This is a genomic window from Hymenobacter profundi (assembly GCF_019334315.1).
GTDB classification, from domain to species: Bacteria; Bacteroidota; Bacteroidia; order Cytophagales; family Hymenobacteraceae; genus Hymenobacter; species Hymenobacter profundi.
This window is the reverse complement of the sequence record NZ_JAHWGL010000015.1, coordinates 17,134-39,310: the sequence shown is the minus strand read 5'-3', so window position 1 is coordinate 39,310 and position 22,177 is coordinate 17,134. Positions and strand designations below refer to the sequence as shown.

General features: G+C 53.3%; 17 protein-coding genes. 7 read left to right on the top strand and 10 right to left on the bottom strand.

Features of this window, described 5'->3' with window-relative positions; genetic code table 11:
• Window positions 1–104: 104 nt before the first annotated feature.
• Both chrA and KYK14_RS06110 read right to left on the bottom strand, forming a co-directional pair.
• The gene (chrA, locus tag KYK14_RS06115; protein WP_246601702.1) at window positions 105–1,325 is read right to left on the bottom strand and encodes a chromate efflux transporter; all 1,221 of its coding nucleotides are present in this window, start codon (window positions 1,323–1,325) and stop codon (window positions 105–107) included.
• Window positions 1,326–1,469: 144 nt separating this feature from the next.
• Window positions 1,470–2,447 carry an isopenicillin N synthase family dioxygenase gene (locus KYK14_RS06110; protein WP_185281941.1) on the bottom strand — a complete coding sequence of 326 codons (978 nt, stop codon included), beginning with the start codon at window positions 2,445–2,447 and terminating at the stop codon, window positions 1,470–1,472.
• A 135-nt stretch (window positions 2,448–2,582) separates the two neighbouring features.
• Here KYK14_RS06110 and KYK14_RS06105 point away from each other — a divergent pair, with 135 nt between their 5' ends.
• Both KYK14_RS06105 and KYK14_RS22420 read left to right on the top strand, forming a co-directional pair.
• A complete protein-coding gene (locus KYK14_RS06105) occupies window positions 2,583–3,410 on the top strand; it encodes a hypothetical protein (RefSeq protein WP_219157835.1) in 828 nt (275 codons plus the stop codon).
• Window positions 3,411–3,725: 315 nt separating this feature from the next.
• Window positions 3,726–5,735, top strand: a complete 2,010-nt coding sequence (locus KYK14_RS22420; RefSeq protein WP_219157833.1) for an OmpA family protein — start codon at window positions 3,726–3,728, stop codon at window positions 5,733–5,735.
• 163 nt (window positions 5,736–5,898) lie between these two features.
• Here the strand turns inward: KYK14_RS22420 and floA are convergent, their stop codons facing one another.
• The 4 genes from floA to proS all read right to left on the bottom strand — a co-directional run bounded on the left by floA (window position 5,899) and on the right by proS (window position 11,036).
• Window positions 5,899–6,867: a flotillin-like protein FloA gene (gene floA, locus KYK14_RS06095; protein WP_208309389.1), complete on the bottom strand. Its 969-nt coding sequence runs from the start codon at window positions 6,865–6,867 to the stop codon at window positions 5,899–5,901.
• Between the two features lie 66 nt (window positions 6,868–6,933).
• Entirely contained in the window at window positions 6,934–7,398 is a 465-nt protein-coding gene (locus KYK14_RS06090) for an NfeD family protein (RefSeq protein ID WP_219157831.1), read from the bottom strand.
• 148 nt (window positions 7,399–7,546) lie between these two features.
• Window positions 7,547–9,445, bottom strand: a complete 1,899-nt coding sequence (locus tag KYK14_RS06085) for a DUF6311 domain-containing protein (RefSeq protein ID WP_219157829.1) — start codon at window positions 9,443–9,445, stop codon at window positions 7,547–7,549.
• A 115-nt stretch (window positions 9,446–9,560) separates the two neighbouring features.
• A complete protein-coding gene (proS, locus tag KYK14_RS06080; protein ID WP_219157827.1) occupies window positions 9,561–11,036 on the bottom strand; it encodes a proline--tRNA ligase in 1,476 nt (491 codons plus the stop codon).
• 199 nt (window positions 11,037–11,235) lie between these two features.
• Here proS and KYK14_RS06075 point away from each other — a divergent pair, with 199 nt between their 5' ends.
• Window positions 11,236–12,447: a YgdI/YgdR family lipoprotein gene (locus KYK14_RS06075; RefSeq protein ID WP_219157825.1), complete on the top strand. Its 1,212-nt coding sequence runs from the start codon at window positions 11,236–11,238 to the stop codon at window positions 12,445–12,447.
• Window positions 12,448–12,505: 58 nt separating this feature from the next.
• Entirely contained in the window at window positions 12,506–14,017 is a 1,512-nt protein-coding gene (locus KYK14_RS06070) for an OmpP1/FadL family transporter (RefSeq protein WP_219157823.1), read from the top strand.
• An 88-nt stretch (window positions 14,018–14,105) separates the two neighbouring features.
• Here the strand turns inward: KYK14_RS06070 and KYK14_RS06065 are convergent, their stop codons facing one another.
• The 3 genes from KYK14_RS06065 to KYK14_RS06055 all read right to left on the bottom strand — a co-directional run bounded on the left by KYK14_RS06065 (window position 14,106) and on the right by KYK14_RS06055 (window position 17,044).
• A complete protein-coding gene (locus tag KYK14_RS06065; protein ID WP_219157821.1) occupies window positions 14,106–15,092 on the bottom strand; it encodes a hypothetical protein in 987 nt (328 codons plus the stop codon).
• A 109-nt stretch (window positions 15,093–15,201) separates the two neighbouring features.
• Window positions 15,202–16,665 carry a POTRA domain-containing protein gene (locus tag KYK14_RS06060; RefSeq protein ID WP_219157819.1) on the bottom strand — a complete coding sequence of 488 codons (1,464 nt, stop codon included), beginning with the start codon at window positions 16,663–16,665 and terminating at the stop codon, window positions 15,202–15,204.
• Window positions 16,652–17,044 carry a BlaI/MecI/CopY family transcriptional regulator gene (locus KYK14_RS06055; protein ID WP_185281952.1) on the bottom strand — a complete coding sequence of 131 codons (393 nt, stop codon included), beginning with the start codon at window positions 17,042–17,044 and terminating at the stop codon, window positions 16,652–16,654. Before KYK14_RS06055 ends, KYK14_RS06060 begins: the two co-directional genes overlap by 14 nt.
• A gap of 246 nt (window positions 17,045–17,290) precedes the next feature.
• On the opposite strand from KYK14_RS06055, the gene KYK14_RS06050 reads away from it, so the two are divergent.
• The gene (locus KYK14_RS06050) at window positions 17,291–18,727 is read left to right on the top strand and encodes an energy transducer TonB (RefSeq protein WP_219157817.1); all 1,437 of its coding nucleotides are present in this window, start codon (window positions 17,291–17,293) and stop codon (window positions 18,725–18,727) included.
• A gap of 19 nt (window positions 18,728–18,746) precedes the next feature.
• On the opposite strand, the gene KYK14_RS06045 is transcribed toward KYK14_RS06050, so the two are convergent.
• Complete coding sequence (locus KYK14_RS06045; RefSeq protein ID WP_219157815.1) at window positions 18,747–19,730, bottom strand: glycosyltransferase family 2 protein; 984 nt, start codon at window positions 19,728–19,730, stop codon at window positions 18,747–18,749.
• 132 nt (window positions 19,731–19,862) lie between these two features.
• Here KYK14_RS06045 and KYK14_RS06040 point away from each other — a divergent pair, with 132 nt between their 5' ends.
• Window positions 19,863–21,452, top strand: coding sequence for a glycosyltransferase family 39 protein (locus KYK14_RS06040; RefSeq protein WP_219157813.1), 1,590 nt, complete (start codon window positions 19,863–19,865; stop codon window positions 21,450–21,452).
• Window positions 21,453–21,523: 71 nt separating this feature from the next.
• On the top strand, window positions 21,524–22,051 hold the full coding sequence (locus KYK14_RS06035; RefSeq protein WP_219157811.1) for a hypothetical protein: 528 nt from the start codon (window positions 21,524–21,526) through the stop codon (window positions 22,049–22,051).
• Window positions 22,052–22,177 lie beyond the last annotated feature (126 nt).

The window sequence follows — 22,177 nt, the reverse complement described above, 5'->3', positions numbered from 1 at the left end:
ATAGCTTTTTATCAATAGAGTATTTAGCAGGAATAGGTGCTACTGTGATAGGCGTGGCTACATTGAGTTGGACGAAATAGCTTTGAGTCTAGGCATCTGCTACTTCAAAAGAGAACACCTGCTACCAGCGCAACGCCTACAAGTACGTAGGATGGTATCTTCTCCCAAAGCAGCACTAAAAAAGTCGCTACTACCAGCACAATGTTAATGGTGGTATCGGGTAGGGGATGATAGAGCAACAAGGCTGCCGCCCACACCAGACCCGCCGCTACAGCATTGATACCCTCTAGTGAGGCCTGTACCACGCGGTACTGTTTCAGGTGGTCCCAGAAGCGGATGGCAAAGAAAATCAGTAGAGTGCCGGGAAGGAAAATACCTACGGCTCCTACAGCTGCTCCTAGTAACTGCCCACTCAAGCCATAGCCTCCGGTGCGCATAGCCAGAGCACCAATGTAAGCAGCCAGCGAAAAGTTGGGGCCAGGTAGCGCCTGCGTCAGGCCGTAACCCGAAAGAAACTCAGGACCACTCAAATAGTGCTTAAACTCCACAAATTCGGCGTAGAAAAGCGGTGCCAGCACCTGTCCACCGCCAAAAACCAAGCTGCTGTTGCGGTAGAAATTTTCGAACAGCCGCACAGGTAGTAGCTTGGTATACGAGCCTACGACAGCCGCTACCAGCAGGACTGCTAGCCACAGAATCCCGTTGGCCCACTCAATTTGCAGCGGCTTTTTTTCTTGCTGGGGTAGGTTACGGTAACGAAAGGTGGTAATGAGCCCGCCAATAAGTAAAAGCAGAGGTAGTACCCACGGCAACTGAAAGAAATAGGCTATCAGCGCAGATGCTACAATCAGGGCCGTGGAAGTTTTGGTTTGGACTACCTTGCGGCCAATCTTATAGGCCGAGTAAAAAACAAACCCTACCGCCACGGGCTGGATATACTGCATTAATCTGGCGACCAAGCTCTTGTCCAGATAACTGATGCTGATGCCGGCCACGGTCATGATGACTACCGAAGGTAATACCCAGAGCAAAGCCGTGAGGTAGGCGAGGTTGGGGCCTCCTAGCCGAAATCCGATGGCCGTAATAGTCTGCGTAGAGGCCGGACCCGGCAAAATCTGGCACAGTGCCGATATTTCCAGCAGTTCGGCGGTGGTAAGGTAGCGGCGTTTCTCCACCAGCAGGCGCATCATCATGGCAATGTGCGCCTGCGGCCCGCCAAACGACGACAGGCTGAGGGCGGCTACATCCTTCAGAAAAATAAGGCCCCGTACCCGCCGGGTGCGTTGGCCACGGCGTGGGGGCGGTGCCAGCTGAACCTCTTCCAATGCAGTGCCGGTTATGCGTTACACGTGGTGCAGTATTCGGATAGGGGTAGGAAAAGTTATCCGGACCCAAAAAAGAGTTGCCAGTGAGTAGGCGGGTAATCCTCTGCTCACTGGCAACTATACTACTCTGCTAACCTGAAGGGTTTACTTCTTCTTCAGGCCCAGCTCAATCAGGCGTTCGTTCAGGAATTCACCAGCCGTCACGTCGGGTTGCTGCTTGGGGTTTTCTGGCGTAACGCAGCTTTCCAGCGCAGCCAGGCTCATTTCAGAGCGCGGGTGCATAAAGAAAGGCACCGAGTAGCGTGAGGAGTTCATCTTCTCGCGGGGCGGGTTCACCACGCGGTGGATGGTGCTACGGAGCACGCCGTTGGTGAGGCGCTGGAGCATGTCGCCCACGTTCACCACAATCTGGTCGGGTAGGGCCGTGATAGGAATCCACTTCCCATCGCGGCGTAGCACTTGCAGGCCGTCGGCCGAGGCGCCCATCAGCAAAGTAATCAGGTTGATGTCGCCGTGTTCGGCGGCGCGCACCGCATCAGCGGGTACCGCGTCGGGGTTTTCGATGGGGAAGTAGTGAATCTGGCGCAGGATGCTGTTGCCGTTCTTTACTTTGTCGTCGAAGTAGTTCTCGGGCAGCTCCAGGTAGAGCGCAATGGCACGCAGTACATCTTTGCCCGCTGCTTCCAGCGTTTTATAGGCGGCTGTGGTGTGCTGGGCAAAGCCGGGAACTTCAGCAGGCCAGATATTGTCGGGATACTCCTGCGCTACCGGGTCGGTAGGGTCGTCCACCTCTTGGCCCACGTGGAAAAATTCCTTCAGGTCGCCGGTGTTGCGGCCCTTAGCGTGCTCTTTGCCTTTGCCGATGTAGCCCCGCTGTCCGGCCAGTTCAGGCTTCTCGTAGCGTTGCTTCACCTCGTCGGGAAGTGAAAAGAAAGCTTGTACGTCGTTGTACAGCTTGGTGGTCTGTTCGTCGGTCAGGCCATGGTTTTTGAGCGCAACGAAGCCGATGTTTTGGTAGGCTTCGCCGAGCTGCTGCACGAAGCGGGCCTTGCGCTCCGGGTCGCCGGAACGGAAATCAGCCAGGTCGAGCGATGGAATTTCTTCCAGCAATGTTGGGTCCATAGCGGAAAATTGATATACTTTTGAGCAATGGTTACGTACTTTCGCAAAGTACTCAAAAAAATCGCACGTCGTCCCGGGGTGGGGCGCAGCCGGATATACGATTCGGTAGTTTTCAATATCCTTACCATTTCACCTATGAAAGCATCTGCTTTTCTACTAGGCGGTTCCCTGTTACTCGCATTGGGCGCCTGCGACACGACTCGCCAGCAAACGGAGGGTACTTCGCAGAGCACGGCCGAAACGGTTACTTCCCCGACCATGGCGGCGATGGAGAAAAACGGCATCCGCCTAACTCCGTTCGACGACTCCCCGAAATACCCCGAAGCACAATTGCGCCTGAAAACGCCCCCTTCGGGCTCTACATCACCTTCCGGCGCTGTAGCATTCGATTACGACCTGACCAACTTTGTGCTCACGAAGATGAGCAGCGGCATGACCGGCAACGAAATGGCCGTTTCAGAAAAAGGACAACATATTCACAACATCGTAGATAACCAGCCCTACACGGCGCACTATACTACGGAGTTCACCAAGAACATAGCAGATGGTCAGCACGTTGTATTGTCGTTTCTTTCGCGCTCTTACCACGAAAGCCTGAAGCACCGCGGGGCCTATGACCTACGCGTTATCAACGTAGGTTCGGCGCCTGTGCAGCCACTAAACGCCGATTTGTCGGCGGCGCACATGTTCTATAGCCGCCCGAAAGACACGTACTCTGGCAACGACACCAAAAAGGTGATGCTGGATTTCTACCTGGTGAATACGACTCTGTCGCCGGAGGGCAATAAGGTGCGGGCCACCATCAACGGCTCCGAGTTCCTGCTGACGGAATGGCTGCCTTACACCATGGAAGGCCTGCCAATGGGGCAGAACACCGTGAAGCTGGAACTGGTTGATAACAGCGGAAACCTGATACCAGGCCCGTTCAATTCGGTTACGCGCACATTCACGCTGCAACCCTAACGTAGGGCCATGGCAAATGATAAAAGCCCGGCCGCATTTGTTGCGGCCGGGCTTTTATCATTTGCCTGTAACCTTAGCAACAGATGCAGTTGGTGGGAGGCCTATTCTAGGTTTTATTCAAAAAATAACCATTTAACTACGTGCTTGGTAATAATTTGGCGCGGCTTTCGCGGAGCGCCGGAACTACTACCCAGCCCGTGGGGGTATCTGTTGGGTCAGGTGAGTTGTTGGGGTGATACGTCGGCAGGTCGATACATCTTTATTCGCAGATTTAGTACAAGAATGATGAGGAAACTCTTTCTTTCCTTGGGGTTAGTGATAGGAATTGGTAGCGTAGCACAAGCACAGCACGCTGTGTGGGCTTCGAAGGTAGTAGCTGTGTCGTCGCAGAAATCGAGCGGCAAAGAGGCCTTCTCTCCCGACAAAGTGCTGGGCGAGCCCAATGCGCTACCGCTCGGTCAGATCAGTAATGAAGCCTGGATTCCCAAAAAAGAAGGGAAAGACGAATTCATTGAGGTGAAATTCTCGAAGTCTTTGGTAGCTAAGCAGGTGACGGTCGTGGAAAACTTCAATCCGGGGTCGGTTACCAAAATTGAGTTGGTCGATACGCGCGGTGGCCGGCACCAGGTGTACGAAAACAACAAGCCCGGCACGCTGGGCGAAGCTTTTCGCTCCTTGCAGGTGACGTTTTCGCCAGGCACCTACCGCACCATCGGGGTAGTGGTTACGATGAATACCAAGGAGGTGAATGGGGTAAACCAGATTGACGCCATTGGTATTGCCGACGTGGCCGAAACCATGGTGAAGCAGCAGTTCAAAGCCGACCCCAACGCGGCCAAGTTCGACTCTACTATGGTGAACTTAGGCCCAAACGTCAACTCTAAGTACGTCGATACGCACCCTATTATTTCGCCTGATGGTCGTACGCTCTATTTTGCCCGGCAGGAGAGCCCCCAGAACACCGGCGGCACCAGCGATGCGCAGGACGTATGGTATGCTACCCTCAACAATGCTACTACTAAAGCCTGGAACCCAGCTAAGAACCTGGGCGGGCCTGTAAATACCCCCAAAGACCCCAATGGGGTAGCGGCCGTATCGGCCAACGGGCAGCAGTTGCTGGTAATTGGCGTATACCGCCCTGATGGTACGTTGGAGCCGAAGGGGCCTAGCACCACGCGCCGCACCGTAACGGGCTGGAGCAAGCCCGTGCCGGTGGTAATTGAGGATTATTACAACGACGACCCCGAAAATGTGGATTACTGCCTGGGCACGTCGGGCAAGGTGATGCTGATGGCCGTGCAGCGTAAGGATGGTCAGGGGAGTCAGGATATTTACGTCAGCTTTCTGAACGAAGATGGAAAAGCGTGGAGCCGCCCACGCAACCTGGGTCCTACGGTGAACACGAAGAAAGCCGAGTTTGCCCCCTTCCTGGCTGCCGATGGCAAGACGCTCTACTTTGCCTCAGAAGGCCATGGTGGCTTTGGCAAGAGCGACATCTTCTACAGCAAGCGTCTGGATGATAGCTGGACCAAGTGGAGCCAGCCACGTAACCTGGGCCCGAACGTTAACTCTCCTGACTTCGACGCTTACTATACAGTATCGGCGGCTGGCGAGGATGCCTATCTGGTTTCAGCTCGCAATGGTACGGGCGGTTCCAAGGATATTTTCCGTATTGCCCTTACGCCCCGCTTCAAGCCCGAAACCGTAACGCTGGTGCGTGGACAAGTGCTGGATGCTGTGACCAAAAAGCCTGTTGGTGCCGTTATTCACTATGAAAACCTGCTTACTGGTGAGGAGCTAGGGGTAGCCGAAGTGAATCCACAGGATGGTTCTTACACCATTGTACTACCCTCTGGTGTACAGTATGGCTACCGCGCCGAGGCTACTAACTATCTGGCAGAAAGCGACAACCTGGACGTGACCGACCGGCAGAACTACTCCGAAGTGACGCAGGATTTATTTCTGGTGCCTTTTGCGGTAGGTTCTACCATCAAGCTCAACAATATCTTCTTCGCGCAGAGTAAGTACTTCCTGCGCGAAAATTCCTACCCCGAGTTGCTGCGTTTAGTACGCATTCTGAAGGATTATCCGGAAGTGGAAATCAAAGTAGAGGGTCATACCGACAACCAGGGCGACCCAGCACTGAACCTGAAGCTGAGCCAGGACCGCGTAAACGAAGTGAAGAAGTACCTGGTATCGAAGGGCATTGTGGGTAGCCGCATCACCACCGAAGGCTATGGCGATACCAAGCCCATTGCCAGCAACGATGAAGAGGAGTCCCGCAAGCTTAACCGCCGTGTAGAATTCCGGGTTACGAAGAAGTAAGAGGGTAGTAGAGTAACACGCCTCCTGCCTGTCATCCTGAACGCAGTGAAGGACCTTCTCACGTTGAAACGAGTCGTTTTTATGACGGTCGTTCTTGCGTGAGAAGGTCCTTCACTGCGTTCAGGATGACAGGCAGGAGGCGAGCTACTTTATAAGCTTATCATTAGCTAGACTTTGGTCCGTCGGGATTGGCGATAGAGTCGCGCATATCGGTGTCGGACTGGATGTTGCGCATTTTATAGTAGTCCATAATGCCCAGGTTGCCAGAGCGGAAAGCCTCGGCCATGGCCTTTGGTATTTCGGCTTCGGCATCGACTACCCGGGCCTTAGCTTCCTGGGTTTTAGCACGAAATTCTTGCTCCATAGCCACAGCCATGGCGCGACGCTCCTCGGCACGGGCTTCGGCTACCTTGAGGTCGGCAGATGCCTGATCGGTTTGCAGCTTGGCTCCAATGTTCTCTCCGATGTCGATATCTGCAATGTCGATGCTCAGGATTTCGAAGGCGGTACCTGCATCTAAACCCTTTTGCAACACCAACTTCGATATTTTATCGGGGTTCTCGAGTACTTCTTTGTGTGAGAGCGACGAGCCAATGCTGGTGACGATGCCTTCGCCTACCCTGGCCAGAATAGTTTCCTCACCGGCGCCGCCTACCAGTTGCGTGATGTTGGCGCGCACCGTTACGAGGGCTTTAGCAATAAGCTGAATGCCATCTTGGGCAACGGCGGCCACGTTGGGGGTGCTGATTACTTTTGGGTTGACGGAGGTTGTGACGGCTTCGAATACATCACGGCCAGCCAAGTCGATGGCAGTGGCTTGCTTGAAATCGAGCGGGATGTTGGCCTTGTCGGCAGAAATCAAGGCTTTAATAACTTTAGGCACGTTGCCACCAGCTAAGTAGTGCGTTTCCAACTCGTTGGGCGTGATTTGCAGGCCCGCTTTGGAAGATGTAATCAGAGAATTAACAATCAGCGACGGCGGCACCTTGCGGACACGCATAAATACGAGTTGCAACAGACTGATGCGGACACCGGAGAAAATGGCTGTTATCCAGAGATTAATCGGGAAGAAGTACAATAGCACCAGCAGCACAATGGCCGCCACGGCAATCGGTAGAATCGGAAAATCCATGGGGTAGGATAAAGGGAGTGAAATCGAAGGGCTATGTAACTAACAACTAAAAACTGACACGGCCGCTCAGGCTTGTTCCACCACAATGCGGTTTTGCTCGATGCGCAGTACTCGCACCGGTGTGCCAGCCGCAATAAACTCGCCGCGGGTAGTGGCCTCGCGCCGGTCGTTCTCAAACAGCACCGTGCCGGCCGGCCGTAGTGCCGAGATGGTACGACCAGTAGTACCAGGCTGCACATCGGGTCGGCGGGCATCGTGCACGTAATTGTCGTGCACCTCCGTGAGGGCGAATTTGTTCAGGTTTTTAGGCTTCAACCCAACATACACCAGCACAGCTGTGAGAAACACCGCACCGCCCAAAATGAAATGGCTGATGGGCGTGCCCAAGTCGCGGTAGCTGAACCAGATGCCTGCCGCTAGGAGCACGAAGCCCACAAAGCCCACAAACGTGGTACCCGGAATAAAAATGACCTCGGCCGCCACAAACAGCAAGCCGAACAGTAGAAGGGTAGCAATCGTGAGCCAGTCCATGGTAGAAAAGTATAGAAGGGTGACAAGGAAAGATACGTAGAAAACAACGCTTTGATAATCTATTGCTCATCAAGCTAACTGTAAACAAATGAATAGATTATAAAAGACGATAACACAACAATCTAGCAGCTTAAAGCGAGTGAAAATCTCACTGAGCTGGTTGTGTTGTTGGATATATTGGTGCGTTTGGATACCACTCATACAAGGATCTGCCGTCGTGATGACGTAATAGGCGCAGGTGATGGTCTTGAACAAACGAGCGGCTTTGGTCAAACACAGTCAGCATTGTAGGACGGTTCTGGAGCGTTTCGGGGTAGTAGTTATTGCGTCCATCATAATACGCTGAGTCTAAGTAAACGAGTATGGGTCGCTGGTCGAGCTTGGCGCGCAACTCGGGTGCCATACCCTCGGGCCGGAAGATGGTGTACAGTAGCTCTGCTTGGTGCGAAACGGTACGGGCGGATTTATTCGACATAAGGGGTAGATTTGTGAGCATTGATAACTGGTAGGCGTTATTGGAGTGTGGGTCATCCGGATCGACCGTGAAGCTGTAGTCTCCTTCACTGCCTACATGATAGTAGGGGAGGGGTAGGATGGCCTGGTACTTTCGGCCGTCAAGCCAGCCGGCCAGTTGTTGCATTGGATCCCCCAGAGCGGGCGCGAGTATATTCGGGCGCTGCGTTTCTTTAGAATAGCCAGACACAGCATCACGCGTATCCTTAATCAACAACAAACACAGGATACCTAACACCCAGCGCATTTTAGGGTGCTGCCACCAATGCGAAAAATACCAGCTACACCCTAGTACCAGAGCCCACCAAAACGGCCACACGAAGCGCGCTAAGGTTCTGAACTGCGTAACCCGCTCGGTTATTTTGTGTAGTAAGAGAAAAGGATTCAGGTAGTTGTGTATGATATACGCGCCGTTGTCTAACTCATATTTTTCGCCTAAGGCAATAAGCACCATTGGTAGGCTTGCCACGAGTAGCAGGAGCAGAAACTGATGGTTTTCCCTTTTTTCGGGATAAGCTGGTAGGCGCTTCAGAAAATATAAAACACCTACTATAACTAAGCCATACAAAACAAAAGCGCCCAGGTAGGCTGATGACTCGTAGGGCACTGCCGCTGTTCGCTCGAACAGGAAACGAACTTTGTCGAAATCATACGCCCGGAAAAAGGCCCCGAATTGCAGCTTCCAATCAATCCAATCGTAACCATTGGCTCCCTCCGGTCGCAGGCTGTAACGTGGATCTAGCAGCGCCAGTGAGCCCCAGGTAACGAGAAGCGTAGCCAGCAGCGTAGTGCTACTATAAAGGAGTAATTGGAGCCAGGGGTGGTTTTGGCGATACTCCCGGATAAGCCAGCACAGGAAAAACAGACTCGCAAACAAGCCCAGAATAGCCAAATAATAGAAGTGCAGGTAAGAAATAATAAAAATTGCCAGGGCCAGCCCCACAAACCAACGCCACACGGGTCGGCCCTGCGTCCAACTAGTGTACAAGCGCAGCAATATCCATAATGTGAAGAGTATGGCTGGCGTGTAGGAAAGACTCATATGCCCTACATACAGGCGTGGGGTTTGGGGTCCTAACCAGGGTAGGGCCACCGCCAGGAGCAGTGTCAGCCAGGGTATCACGCCAAGGCGTCGCAGAATGCTGTGTAGCAGTAAGGTACTTACGACCAGCCCGCTCAGCACAAGCAGATCGTAGATGTACAATCCGTAGGGCTCTAAGGTAGGAAACACCCGTACCAGCACATGCAGCAATTCCGTTACTAAGGGCGTGCTGTCAGTGTAGTACATGAACTCCCCAAACGGGTAGTTGTGTCCGCGCACTAGCATCCCATCGCTCAGAGGCTGGCGTAGAAACGACGCGATAGAGAAATAACTTTTGATGCCATCGAAGTGGGTAACAATTAGATACTGGGTAGGATGGAAGATGAGCGTGCGGAACCCGTATAGAACCAGTACTAATTGAATAACTATAGAAGCTAGTAGCCACGGATTAAGCAGCCGAGAAAAAAAGCGCGGAGCAGTGGTAGTAGGCATAATAGGAGGTTCTGAAGGCCAAAAGCGTAAGGGTGAGTAACAAAAAAGGAGTTGCGCGCCCACTAGAAAAATCTACGGGCACACAACTCCTAACTTAGCAGTAACCGGCAGTGCATCAATACGCCCGCGCAAAGTAGGCGTAGCGTGCCGAGGGCTTGCCCGTCAGCATGTCTATCCCGTCTTCATCGGGCTCGTTGAGGGCTAGGCAGCGGATGGTGGCTTTGGTTTCCTCCTTGATGCGCTCCTCCGTTTCGGGGGTGCCGTCCCAGGGGGCCAGCACGAAGCCGGCAGTGGTATCGAGCACCCGCTTGAACTCCTCGTAGGTGGTTACGCGCGTGGTGTGCTGCTCGCGGTAACGCATAGCCTTGTTGTAGATATTGGTCTGGATATCCTGGAGCAATTGGTCTACGCTCTGCACGATGTCGGCCAGGGGTAGGTTCATTTTCTCCTTGGTGTCGCGGCGGGCTACTTCTACGGTGCCGGCGTCCAGATCGCGCATACCCACTGCCAAGCGTACAGGCACGCCCTTCATTTCCCACTCGGCAAACTTAAAGCCGGGCCGCTCGGTGTCGCGGTCGTCTACCTTCACCGAGATACCACGTTCCAGCAAGCCCTGCTGCATGGGGCGGATGCGCTCCAGCAGCTCATCTAGCTGACCAGTTTTGTAGATGGGCACAATCACCACTTGGATAGGCGCCAGCTTGGGAGGTAGTATCAAGCCTTCGTCATCGGAGTGCGCCATCACCAATGCGCCCATCAGGCGAGTGCTCACGCCCCAGCTGGTGCCCCATACGTGCTCCAGTGTGCCTTCCTTGGTTTGAAACTGCACGTCGAACGCCTTGGCAAAGTTCTGCCCCAGGAAGTGCGAGGTACCGGCTTGTAAGGCCTTACCATCCTGCATCAAGGCCTCGATGCAGTAGGTTTCTAGGGCACCGGCAAATCGCTCGTTCTCCGACTTTACGCCTTTCACCACGGGTAGGGCCATCCATTCCTCGGCAAACTCGGCGTATACGTCTAGCATCTGGCGGGTTTCGGCCAGGGCTTCTTCGGCGGTGGCGTGTGCGGTGTGGCCTTCCTGCCACAAAAACTCCGCTGTGCGCAAAAACAAACGCGTACGCATTTCCCAGCGCACCACGTTGGCCCACTGGTTGATGAGCAGCGGCAGGTCGCGGTAGCTCTGAATCCAATTTTTATACGTGCTCCAGATGATGGCCTCGGAGGTAGGGCGCACCACCAACTCTTCTTCCAGCTTGGCGTTGGGGTCTACGCGCAACTTGCCGGGTCTTTCGGGGTCTGTTTGGAGCCGGTAGTGCGTCACCACGGCGCATTCCTTGGCGAAACCTTCCGCGTTTTTCTCTTCCGCCTCGAACAGGCTTTTAGGGACAAACAGCGGAAAATAAGCATTCTGGTGGCCGGTGCGCTTAAACATACCGTCCAGCGTTTGCTGCATTTTTTCCCAGATAGCATAGCCATATGGCTTGATGACCATGCAACCCCGTACGGCGGCATTTTCGGCCAGGCCTGCGCGCTTTACTAACTCATTGTACCATAAAGAGTAATCTTCGCTGCGCTTCGGCAAACTTTTGCTCATGTTTTGGAGTATCTTTGAAAGTAGAAGTGCAAAAAAAGTCCGAAATAGTGGTAGAACATTTGTCTACCAATAGGGCACCGTTTCGGCCTCAAATTACGTTATTAAAACGAAGCATTCCTCCCGATTAGGTGAAGCGGGTAGTAAATGCACTCCACCTTCGCCTGCTTCTTCTTCTGTATCTCTCTTTCTCTACTTAGCCATGAAAAAATATTCCACCTTCATTTTATCTGCCCTGAGTGCACTAGCACTCGGCGGGTGCGCGGGCACATCGGCCCTTACTACCTCTACCGAAGACGATGGAGTGTACTATACCTCAAAGGATAAAACTACACTGACCCCTGCCGCCCAGGAGGCGCTGGATGCCCGCTACGGGCAACAGCAAACCAGCGGTGGCTACGCCGTATCGGGCGATGTGAACCCCGAGTACTCCGGTGACGGCACCATGCAGGACGCTACCGGAACTACAGAATACTACGACGACGATTATGGCTATGCCTCTCGTCTGCGTCGTTTCAATAGCTCTACATACAGCGGTCTGGGCTACTCCAGCCTTGCCTATACCGACCCCTTTTGGTATGGTGGTTATAGCCCCTACGGCTTTGGCTCGCTTTACAGCCCTTTCTACTCGCCTTACTACGGCTCGGGCCTGAGTATTGGTTTAGGATTGGGCTTTGGCTCTCTCTATCGGCCGTATGGCTTGGGCTATGGCGGCTTAGGCTACGGTGGTTTATATGACCCCTTTTATGGTGGTTATGGTGGCTTGGGTTACGGCGGACTAGGTTATGGCTATGGACCGGGCTTAGGATATGGCTACGGTTTAGGCTATGGTGGTCTAGGATATGGCTCTCCTTACTACGGCGGGAATTATGGCTATGCCGGCGATACGCGTAGCCGCGTCAACTACCAGCCACGTCGCGAGCGGAGTGCCGCCGCGTTGTCGTCGGCTCCCAATACTGGTATACGTGGTGGCCGCTCAGGTGGCAACGCGGTCTTGTCTAATGGTTCGGGTGGTGCAGTCGTGAATGGTAGCAACGGTGGTTGGAGCCGTGGTCGGGTTGTAAGCGGTGGTGCCGCTGGTAATCCCCAGCGCCAGAATGCTGTGAACGTGCCCGCCGATCAGCCCAACTTGGATACCCGCTCGGGCGGGCGCCGGTGGCGCAGTGTCGATGCTGGCAGCCAAGGATACAGCAACCAGGGCAATGTAGCACAGCCCCGTCGTAACCGGCTATTCAGTGGCGATGGTCAAGCAACGCAGCGCCAAGTATACAGCCAGCCCACTCGTTCGTACGAGCAGCAGCAACCCTCGCGTTCGTACAGCCAGCCTTCGCCCTCACGCAGCTCCTTCGGTGGTTCGTCCAGCGGTAGCTCAGTAGGCGGTGGTGGCGGTGGCAGCCGTGGACGCGTCCGCTAATGCATCCGGGCTTATGCTCGTAGATGTCTCATTTTCCTTTCTTTCCTGAATGAAAAACATGAAATATTGGCTAGGCTTGGCCCTTGTGGGCTGGGCCAGCCACGCTTTTGCCCAAAGTGAGCTAGATGCTTTGCGGTATTCTCAACTACAGTTTGGCGGCGGAGCCCGTACGCTCGGAATCGGTGGGGCCAACGTGGCGCTAGGTGCAGACGTTGGTAACTTGAGCAGCAACCCGGCTGGCCTGGGTTTGTTCCAACGTTCGGAGGTGAGTTTCACGCCGGGCTTTGGTGTTGGCAATACGAGTAGTGCCTTGCAGGGGAGTGGTAGCCTTACCGATTCCCGTAATAGCTTACATATTGGAAACGTAGGATTGATTTTTACTAACCGCCGTCCCGATAGTGACAACACATCGGATTGGCGTGCAGGCTCTTTCGGTATAGGCGTTACGCGCATCAATGACTTCAACCAGAATTCTGTTTATTCCGGTACGGTTGGTGACCAGCAGTCGTTATTTCAGCGTTTGCGGGAGCCACGCATTGACAACCAGGAAATAGATGACCAATACGCCAACAATGCCTACGTTGACTTAGACGCGCTGGCTTATGGTGGCTATTTGAATAATCTGGAGGGCGGCAACGAAGTATCTACCATCCCTCGCAACGGACCTATCACGCAGCGGGAGAGTATGCTAACTACTGGTTCGCAGTCGCAGTACGATTTTGCGTACGGGGCTAGCTACCGCGACAAGCTGTACATAGGCGGCGCCATTGGTGTTGTGGGCACGCGCTATGAGATGACGCGCGATTTCTATGAGACAACCAGTGATGTGAATGTGTATTTACGTGACTACTTGCAAACACGTGGAACGGGATTCAATGCTCGTATCGGAGCCATCTATCGTGCTACAGATAGAATACGCATCGGTGCTTCGGTGCAAACACCTACTTGGTTCCGACTAACGGACACGTATAGCACACAGCTAAGCTCTACTTTCACCCCACCTAGATATACACGAGACGACGCAGGGCAAATAGTCGAGACAATTAATGGAGGTGATGCGCAAACGGGCAGCCAACAATTCTCCTATAGCCTAACTACTCCCTTCCGGGCAAATGGAGGGGTAGCAATATTGCTAGGTAAGTACGGCTTCCTAACGGGCGACGTAGAATATGTGGATTATTCTCAACCGCGCTTCCGTGATAATGCTACTGCTAATGGGACGGCTCCTGGGTACGACTACTCCAGCACGAACCAATACATCAGCGACCTGTACCGCTCTACTGTGAACCTCCGCTTTGGGGGTGAGGCACGCTACGAGGCTTTCCGGTTCCGACTGGGCTATGCCCGCTACGGCGACCCTTATCGTGCCAACGACTTCGACCGCACCCAGAATTACTATACGGTGGGCTTGGGTCTGCGGCAGCAAAACTTTTTCCTGGATATAGCGGGTGTGTACAAGTCGGCTAATAACTACTACTCACCTTATGTACTCAATGCAGGTGATCAGCCAGTAGTAAGCATCGATTCCAACCGCTTTACGACTTCCCTTACCATCGGAACGACTTTTTAAGGATAGGACTAGGGTAAGCGTTGTCAACATAAAAACGCCGCTACGAACATCGTAGCGGCGTTTTTTAGTATCGAGTCTAGCTAGTTTACTACCTCATAATGTGTACTTGCAACTTAGCCGATGGAATAGGCGTGGTAGTCAAATTTTCCACATAAATAAGCCCAAACTTGTCTTCCTGCGTTCGGAAAGCATACACGCCGCCTTTCTTCAAGGTTTCGGTTTGGGGGTTAATGGGGCTGGTACTATTGTTATATGCTGCCGTCAAGTCGGCTGTGGAGGCAGCGGCGGCAAAGGTGCTGGCGTTTAAGCTTGTTGAGCGCAAGAGCGTGATGCGGCGCGTGGAACTGCCTTTAGGCCATAAAGCACTTAACGGTACTAGCTCTGCTGAGGGCGAAGCTAGTACAGCTGCATTATCAGCGCGAGGCACATAAATCAAATCAATCAGTCCGTACACATCTGAATAGGCAACCCCAGTAGAATCAGCTCTAAAACCTATGTAGCGCGGAAATGTCAGGCCCGGTAGCAATGCCAAGTAGGAACGGCTAGTGGGCGTGCGTGGTGCCTGCAAACCTACCGTGTAGCGATGGTAGGCAAGCGTAGAGTCGGCATTGCGGAGCGTAACCCGAAAGCTGGTGGTGCTTTTATTACCATCTTCATCTGTAGACTCAAATCGCCAAGTTTCGTGGCCGCTTGTAGAGCGCGTACTGAAAGTGTTTTGAAAAGCGAACGTTTTCCGCTTCATACTCCGCTCAAATACGACCAGCGTATCGCCTGTGTTGTAATGGTCTGAAATTGATAGGCCAATGTAGTCAACAGGATTTAAGCGTGGATTATACGTCACCGTAACACGCATCTTCGTCAGATTGGGCGCGTCTGCTGTGTCTCCGTTCTGTGCTTTGGTCGTGGCTGCGAATATTTTATACGTCAGTGTATCGGCTGGCGTGTTGATAATGCGCGTGTAAGCAGTGTAGCGTGAGCCCCCCACAAAATCGAGCAACGGCCCAGAATCCAGATCGGGCTGGCAGGCAGTGAGCAGCGTGCCCAACAACAGCCACAAAGAAAAACGTAGAAGCATAGTGGGTATAAAGATCGGCAGACGAGCGCAGACTTACGCTACCATAGCGCAAGAAGCCAGCCTGCCGACCTTAACGCACAAAGCGGCCGGGTAGTCTTTTCAGGAGCGCTTACTTCGGCTGCAACACAAATTCTATATTTACTGTTGCTGGTCCATTAGGCTGCATTACGGGTATGGGATTCACAAGTACAGATGCCGCAGGGTTTTGACTAGCCTCGGCCAGCAGTTTCTGACTTTCAAAAAGTTTCTTGCGGCTAAATAAGTCCCCGGTGCGCAGAGGCAATTGAGCCAGCAGTGGTGCGGTAGATACCGCAGGGGTACGTGTATCCTGTAGCGTAATCTTTCCTAGTCGGGCCGTCTTTCCCTCCGAAATAGTAAAAACCAAATCCACGGTGCCATTCGGCTGCGGAACGACGCTAGGCTCAACTGAAAAAAACCAATAACCCTGGTCCATGTATAGCGACGTGACATTGGATTGCAGACGCTGGCCGAGGGCTACCGAGTCGTACGCGGCGCCGGGTGCCAGTCCCAGCGCCTGCGTAAGGCGCGCTGACGATACCACTTTATTGCCCCGCCATGTAATATGCTGGATGGTAGGGCCTGTTTGTGCGGTCGTAGGCGAAGACGAAGCGGTTTCTGTCGAGGGTGAGGTAGGCGGCAAGGGAGAGCCCGCGTAGGAAGTAACAGCCCATGCCATAGCGGTCACAGGGACAACAAGCAAAAAACGAAGTTTTTGCCAGCGGGTAGGAACAGAGGTGGTGAGCATAAGAATACGTTGCGTTAAAATGGAAGAAGAAAAAGTATGCGTCAGGCGGAAGGGAGGCTGCTGAGTCACTAGCTTTAGTAGTAGGTTGCCGTAGTGGCGAATCCCGATGCCGGGTAGATGTGCTACAGTGGCATCGGCCAGATATTCGTGCACCTGCCGCACCTGCCGACCTAGGTAGCGCACAGCTGGGTTGAACCAGAGTAGCCAACCGGCCACCTCATAGCCCAGCAGATCCAACGTGTGGTGCTGGCGCACATGCACTTGTTCGTGCCGGAGTAACAGCTGCCGCTCTGTCTCACTAAGCGACTTATGCAGCGACGAAAGAAAAATGAACGGCCCAAAGGAAAATGCTGGTAACGTCTGCGTAGGCAACTGCACCAGGCGGCCCGTCGGCAGACGAATGCTGTCGTGCGAAGTCACCAGCGTATGCAGTTGCCGCAAACTGCGGCTCGTACGCCATACCTGGTAGCAGACGCCAGCAGCGTATACTGCCAGTACCACCCACCCCAGGCTATGCAGATAATCAGGAGTATCAAGAAGTGGAGAGGTGGAGGTGGCTGCCAGCGTCCACTGTAGGGGTAGGGCAGGCAGCGGGCCGCTTGAGGCACTACCAGTGGTAGGGGTCATCCGAGAAGCAAATCCGACCAGCAACGGCAGCGCAAAGCTGGCAGCCAGGCTAACCAGCAAGTACCAACGGTTCCAGCGGAAAGTGGGCAGCCGGGCAAATACCAGTTGGTAAAGCAGCGCGAAGACCACTGTGCCGAAGCTAACCTCGGCCAGATAGAGCAGCAGGCTAGTGGGCATCATCGGTAGGGGCTGTATCGGGGGAAGCCTGGTCCAGCAGTTGGCGGAGGCGCTGCACCTCCTCAGGGCTCAGACTTTCTTCCTCTACCATAAAAGACACTAGTGCCGATGGCGAATTGTCGAAATACTGTGTCAGCATACGCTTAAGAGAAGCCGCACGGTATTCCAGCTTGCTGATGACAGGCGAGTACTCATACGTCTTGCCGTAAGCCTTAAAACTCACATAGCCCTTGCGCTCCAGAATGCGCACCACCGAAGAAATGGTGGTGTAAGGTGGCGCAGGATCTTCGTCTAAATGCTGAATAATGTCTTTAACGAAAGCCCGTTTCAGCTTCCAGAGCACATGCATAATGCGCTCCTCCGTTTTAGTTAGCTCTTCCATGTTGTAAGTATAACGTATTTATACGTTTAATAACGTATTTATAAGTTGATTCGGTGTTCAAAATTTAAAATATGTTTTAGTAAATATTTTAAATGACTGATATAAAGACAATTGCGGTATAAATAACTGCTTAGGCGAAGGGAGATTTTATCGATAACCGATGTACATACCGTCCACCCTAGTACCATTGCTGATGCTTTCGCCCTATTTGTACCAGAATAGCTGCTGAAGCCGTTATTTTGTCCGATGCGTACCCTTCGCCTTTTGCTGCTCAGCGGCCTAGCTTCTTTCCTATTCTACAGCTGTCAGTCCGACACGCCCGCTCATACAGAGGTAGCAGACACTGAAACCGAATCACCTGTTGACACACTGCCTGCCCCCACACCCCGCCGCCTCGATACCCTAACCTGGCACCGAGTAGAGCGCCCTACCCAAGCCAATGCTCCGCTCATCCGGCCAGGAGCCGCGCGCCGCGCCATAGTGCCCCGCGACACCACCGCGCCGCCACCCGCCGAAGCGCGTCTCTACGACCTCACCCTGAAAGCCAGCGAGTACCATAAGATAGACCCTACCCAACTGGCCGAAGTGCGGGGTAGGGAAGGCACCGTTGTACGCATTCCGGCGGGCACGTTGGTCGACGCGCGTGGGGAGCCCGTAACCGGCCCTGTGTTTGTGGAACTGAAAGAGTGCTACGGGCTGGCTGATGTACTGCTCTCCAACATTGTGTCCGAAACCAATGATGACCAACTGCTTATACCGGGTGGCGCAGTATTGGTGCGGGCCACGGGCAACGGCCAGTCCCTGCGCCTAGCCGAGGGCCGCGCCGTGCAGGTGGAGCTTCCGGCTTCTGCCCGATCGGGAATGCCGCTATATTATGGGCGGAGCGGGCGCCGGCAACCTATCCGGTGGGTGGCAGCTGGCCCGGAAGCAGTAGTAGACAACCAAATATACCCAGAGGCGCAACCCATGCCCGCGTATGAGAGTGGCCCGGCTGCCCTGAACAAACTCGTGCGCTACCCCGCCGCAGCGGCCGATAGCCACACGCAAGGCACTGTTTACGTATCGGCGGTGATTGACGAAGCAGGGCGGGTGCTAACGCCTAAGGTACTGCGCAGCTTGGGTAGCAGCTTCTATGTGGAGGCCCTGCGGGTAGTGCGGCAAAGCTCGGGCCGCTGGACGCCCGGCCAGCGCGAAGGCCGTTTTGTGAAGGTGAAAGTGCTGGTGCCCATCCGCTTCACCCTACCCGAAACGTCTGACCTACTGGTCCGCGCCGACTCAACTGATTCGCCAACACCATCGGTAGCTGACGAAGAAGCACCGGCCGCTGATCGACAGGCATTTCGGGTAGGGCAACTGGGGTGGGTAGCGGCTGCCCGCCCGCGCCCCGCGGCCGAAGCCGTTACTACCCTCACGGCGGCCGTAGAGCCCGACACGCACACCAGCGTACGGCTGGTACTACACGATGCGGCTACCATTGTGCTAGGCCAGCCCACCGACACAGGTTACGACTTTGTGGACGTGCCTGCCAACAAAAAGGCCGTGCTACTAGGTATCCGCTATATGAGCGGCACGCCCTATGTGGCGGTACGGGAAATCACCACCGGGCGCCATAGCAGCGAGCCGCTTAGCTTCCGCGAAACCACACTGGCCGAGTTGGAGCGGCTGGTACAGGAGTTAAAATAAAGCGGACCAAAGCCACTGGCTACGTTGGAAAAACAGGACCCGGATGCGTAGCAGGACTAGCGGCAGGAGCAACGTTGGTAACCGGAATATTGGTATCGGAAATAATGTAAAGCGGGCGCTGGCGCACGTTGGCCGACAACCGCGACAAATACTCACCAATAAGCCCGACAGCAATTAGCTGCACGCCACCCAGAAACAGGATACTTACCATCAGCGAAGCCCAGCCTGGTTGGTAGTCGTGCACTATAAACCGCTCGTATAGCGTGTAGAGGACGACCACAAAGGCAATGCCCGATACTACAAACCCGCTGATGGTCGCAAACTTAAGCGGCGCATCGGAGAAGCCCGTGATGCCGTCCAGCGCCAGCCGAATCATCTTGCTATAGGTGTAGCCAGTGGCACCACCGGCCCGCTCGGCCCGGTCGTATTCGAGGTAGGTCTGGCGGTAGCCAATCCAAGAAATCTGCCCACGGATAAACTTGTTTTGCTCCGGCATCTGCTTGAGCGCATCCACTACCTTACGGGATACAATGCGAAAATCACCGGTATCCACAGGAATGGAAATGTTGGTGATGCTGGTCAGAATACGATAAAACAGTTTGGCCGTGAACTTCTTGGCGGCGCTTTCGCCCTGGCGCGAGCGGCGGCGGGCATATACTACCTCGTAGCCTTCGTGCATTTTGTGGTAGAGCTGGGGAATCAGCTCCGGCGGGTCCTGCAAATCGGCGTCGATAATGACTACCGCTTCGCCCTGCGACAAGTCCAATCCGGCCGTGACGGCAATCTGGTGCCCAAAGTTGCGGCTGAAATCAATGTAGCGTACGCGCGTGTCGCGCTCCGTAAGAACCTTAATCAGGCGCAGCGACTGGTCGCGGGAGCCGTCGTTGACAAAGATGAGTTCGTAGGAACGGCCAAGTGAAGCTAGTACGCCATTCAGCCGGTCGTAAAGTATCTGGATGTTGTCTTCCTCATTATAGATAGGGATGATAATCGATAGGTTCATGAGGGAGCAAGCTTACCAAGTATAGATCACAAAGATAGGAGGATGCAAAAGCTCCTACTCGGTTCTACTTGAAAGCCACTGCCTGTAGTTCGCTAATCGACCTATATTTGTTTCGACGCAACATTTATGTACATGTTATTATCTGAGAGAACAGACTCCTTACGAAAAGAAAAGTTATATCAAAGCATTGCTGTATGTCTCTTTATCGGGCTTGCACTGGTATTTAACGCACCATATCTAAGTTGGCTTCCTCGTGGCTTACACGAATGGGCACAGTCAGACCGTTTAGCGCTGGCGCTAGGATATTACGATTACCAATTTGATTTCTTTCACCCACGCACGCTATCCTTGGTAACGGTAGACCGGGTAACTGGGACCGAATTGCCATTACAAGCTTATATAGCCAGCTTGTTTGGGCTGTTGGTGGGGCGGCAGCATATCACAGTGGCCTTCCGTTGCTTGGATCTGGCGATGATGGTAGTTGGTTTCTATTACCTATTTCGGTTGATGTATGAAAGCACGGGCAATTTCGTGGCTAGCCTAGTGCCAGCAGCGTTTCTGCTAGGGTCACCCATATTTATTTACTACTCCGGTAATTACACGCCCGACCCATTCAGCGCCTCTCTTTTATTCGTAGCTATTTATCACTATTGGCGTTTTTACTACCGCGACCGGCAGTTTCGACATCTGATAGTAGCCACGGTCCTAGCGGGACTAGCTATGCTGGTGAAGGTCACCTCCGGCGTATATTTCTTCGCGTTCACCGGCGTCATCGTATTAATTTCCTACTTCTGGCCTACCTTGTTCACTGCCCGGCAGAAGGTGCAGTTCCTGGGAATGATAATGTTAGTGGTGCTGGCCTTGATAGGTTACTTTCTGTACCACGAGCACCTGAATAAGGCGTACGGCAGCGGATTATTTCTGAATACAACGCTACCTATCAGTAGTTGGCCCGCTCACCGAGCCATATGGACGAAAATATGGATTGGTTGGATATCGGAATATTTCACTCACGTCGATTATGCCTTGCTGAAAATTAGCTGGGGGCTGCTGGTCGTTTATGCCATAGTGCAATGGCGGCATGCTTCTGCCTACCTACCACTGCTGGCGTTATTTGGAGTAACGTTGCTCGGTATCACTATCATGTATCTACTGCTGGGTATCCAGCTAGTGCCACATGACTACTACATCATTGCGCCTCTATTTCCGCTGCTGATGATGGTGTTGTGCAGCGCATTGTGGATCCTATGCAGAATTAGCGGAGAACGAGGACGCTTGCTTATCACAGTCTTGCTGCTAGTGGCAACTGTAGCTCCCACGGTGGCAGGACTACGCCACCACCGGGCTCGTATGCACGAGCCGTACAGTCCTTACAGTGAGGGCTACGTGTATAGATGGGAATTGGGTGGGGCAGAAAAGCTACGAAAGCTGGGTGTGCCGGAGTCGTCTTTTATTTTGGTGATGGGGGAAGGCCCATCCAATCTAGCGCTTATCCACTTCAACCGACCTGGTATTGTATGGAACCCTGATATCGGCAAAATTACGGCGGATACAGTATTGCGCTTAATGGCTGGCCGTCGCTTAGAATACTTAATTATGCGTCGGGATCTGCTAGACCAGATAAAGCAGCAAAACCCAGCCTTATTGACGCCGTTCCGGGAGGTGAATATAGAAGATCAAAGCGCCATCTTACAACCCTTGCAACGGCCGGTGAAGTGGTGAAATTTCAGTTCTTTTTATCCCTGGTTTTATACAACATCAGCTTTAATATGTCTACGTCGTATTGCCTTCTGATGCTAGGATTACTGGGCCTACTTGCTGGCTGTAAGCGTGCGGCCAACGTGCCACCGGTAGGCTCTGGTCAGAAAGAATGGATACACCAAGACTTTGACGACCTGCAGAGGTGGAGTGGTGGAGAGTATCCTGCTTCTTTAACGCAAGAAAGGGCCCATAGCGGACAGTTTTCTCTGAAAGCTGGTCCAGGCGTTGACTATAGTCTAACCTTTTCGGCACCGTTTGACCAACTTAGCCTCACCAAGCCACGAAAGTTGCGAGTGCAAGCTTGGGTATGGGTGCCGGAAGAGACCAATAATATTACATTAGTGATAACTGCTGTTAACTCCAAAGGCGTTGTATCTTGGGAGGGTATTCAGTTGGCTAATACAGTAAAAGGTTATAAAAGCTGGCAACACTTGGATCAAAAAGTGATGATGAGTCCGCAACTCACATCAGATGATGTATTAAAGCTATACCTCTGGCAGCGGAATGGCAACGATAATTCATTGTACTTAGATGATCTGATAATCAGCGAAGAAGAGTAGTGCTAAACTACTTGATGCTGAATATTTCTCTGCTCTTTGTCGTCTGCTTGGGATGATGCTTAGTTTATAAGGCTCTAAACCTGCTTTCAGGATATAGCTTCAACGCTAGTTCTACATCGTTATTTT

What these genes read in the sequence shown, in the direction of transcription:
- KYK14_RS06110 (WP_185281941.1), bottom strand. Translation starts at nt 2,447, where the DNA reads ATGGACCCAACATTGCTGGAAGAAATTCCATCGCTCGACCTGGCTGAT.
- KYK14_RS06105 (WP_219157835.1), top strand. Translation starts at nt 2,583, where the DNA reads ATGAAAGCATCTGCTTTTCTACTAGGCGGTTCCCTGTTACTCGCATTG.
- floA (WP_208309389.1), bottom strand. Translation starts at nt 6,867, where the DNA reads ATGGATTTTCCGATTCTACCGATTGCCGTGGCGGCCATTGTGCTGCTG.
- KYK14_RS06090 (WP_219157831.1), bottom strand. Translation starts at nt 7,398, where the DNA reads ATGGACTGGCTCACGATTGCTACCCTTCTACTGTTCGGCTTGCTGTTT.
- KYK14_RS06085 (WP_219157829.1), bottom strand. Translation starts at nt 9,445, where the DNA reads ATGCCTACTACCACTGCTCCGCGCTTTTTTTCTCGGCTGCTTAATCCG.
- proS (WP_219157827.1), bottom strand. Translation starts at nt 11,036, where the DNA reads ATGAGCAAAAGTTTGCCGAAGCGCAGCGAAGATTACTCTTTATGGTAC.
- KYK14_RS06075 (WP_219157825.1), top strand. Translation starts at nt 11,236, where the DNA reads ATGAAAAAATATTCCACCTTCATTTTATCTGCCCTGAGTGCACTAGCA.
- KYK14_RS06070 (WP_219157823.1), top strand. Translation starts at nt 12,506, where the DNA reads ATGAAATATTGGCTAGGCTTGGCCCTTGTGGGCTGGGCCAGCCACGCT.
- KYK14_RS06065 (WP_219157821.1), bottom strand. Translation starts at nt 15,092, where the DNA reads ATGCTTCTACGTTTTTCTTTGTGGCTGTTGTTGGGCACGCTGCTCACT.
- KYK14_RS06060 (WP_219157819.1), bottom strand. Translation starts at nt 16,665, where the DNA reads ATGATGCCCACTAGCCTGCTGCTCTATCTGGCCGAGGTTAGCTTCGGC.
- KYK14_RS06055 (WP_185281952.1), bottom strand. Translation starts at nt 17,044, where the DNA reads ATGGAAGAGCTAACTAAAACGGAGGAGCGCATTATGCATGTGCTCTGG.
- KYK14_RS06050 (WP_219157817.1), top strand. Translation starts at nt 17,291, where the DNA reads ATGCGTACCCTTCGCCTTTTGCTGCTCAGCGGCCTAGCTTCTTTCCTA.
- KYK14_RS06045 (WP_219157815.1), bottom strand. Translation starts at nt 19,730, where the DNA reads ATGAACCTATCGATTATCATCCCTATCTATAATGAGGAAGACAACATC.
- KYK14_RS06040 (WP_219157813.1), top strand. Translation starts at nt 19,863, where the DNA reads ATGTTATTATCTGAGAGAACAGACTCCTTACGAAAAGAAAAGTTATAT.
- KYK14_RS06035 (WP_219157811.1), top strand. Translation starts at nt 21,524, where the DNA reads ATGCTAGGATTACTGGGCCTACTTGCTGGCTGTAAGCGTGCGGCCAAC.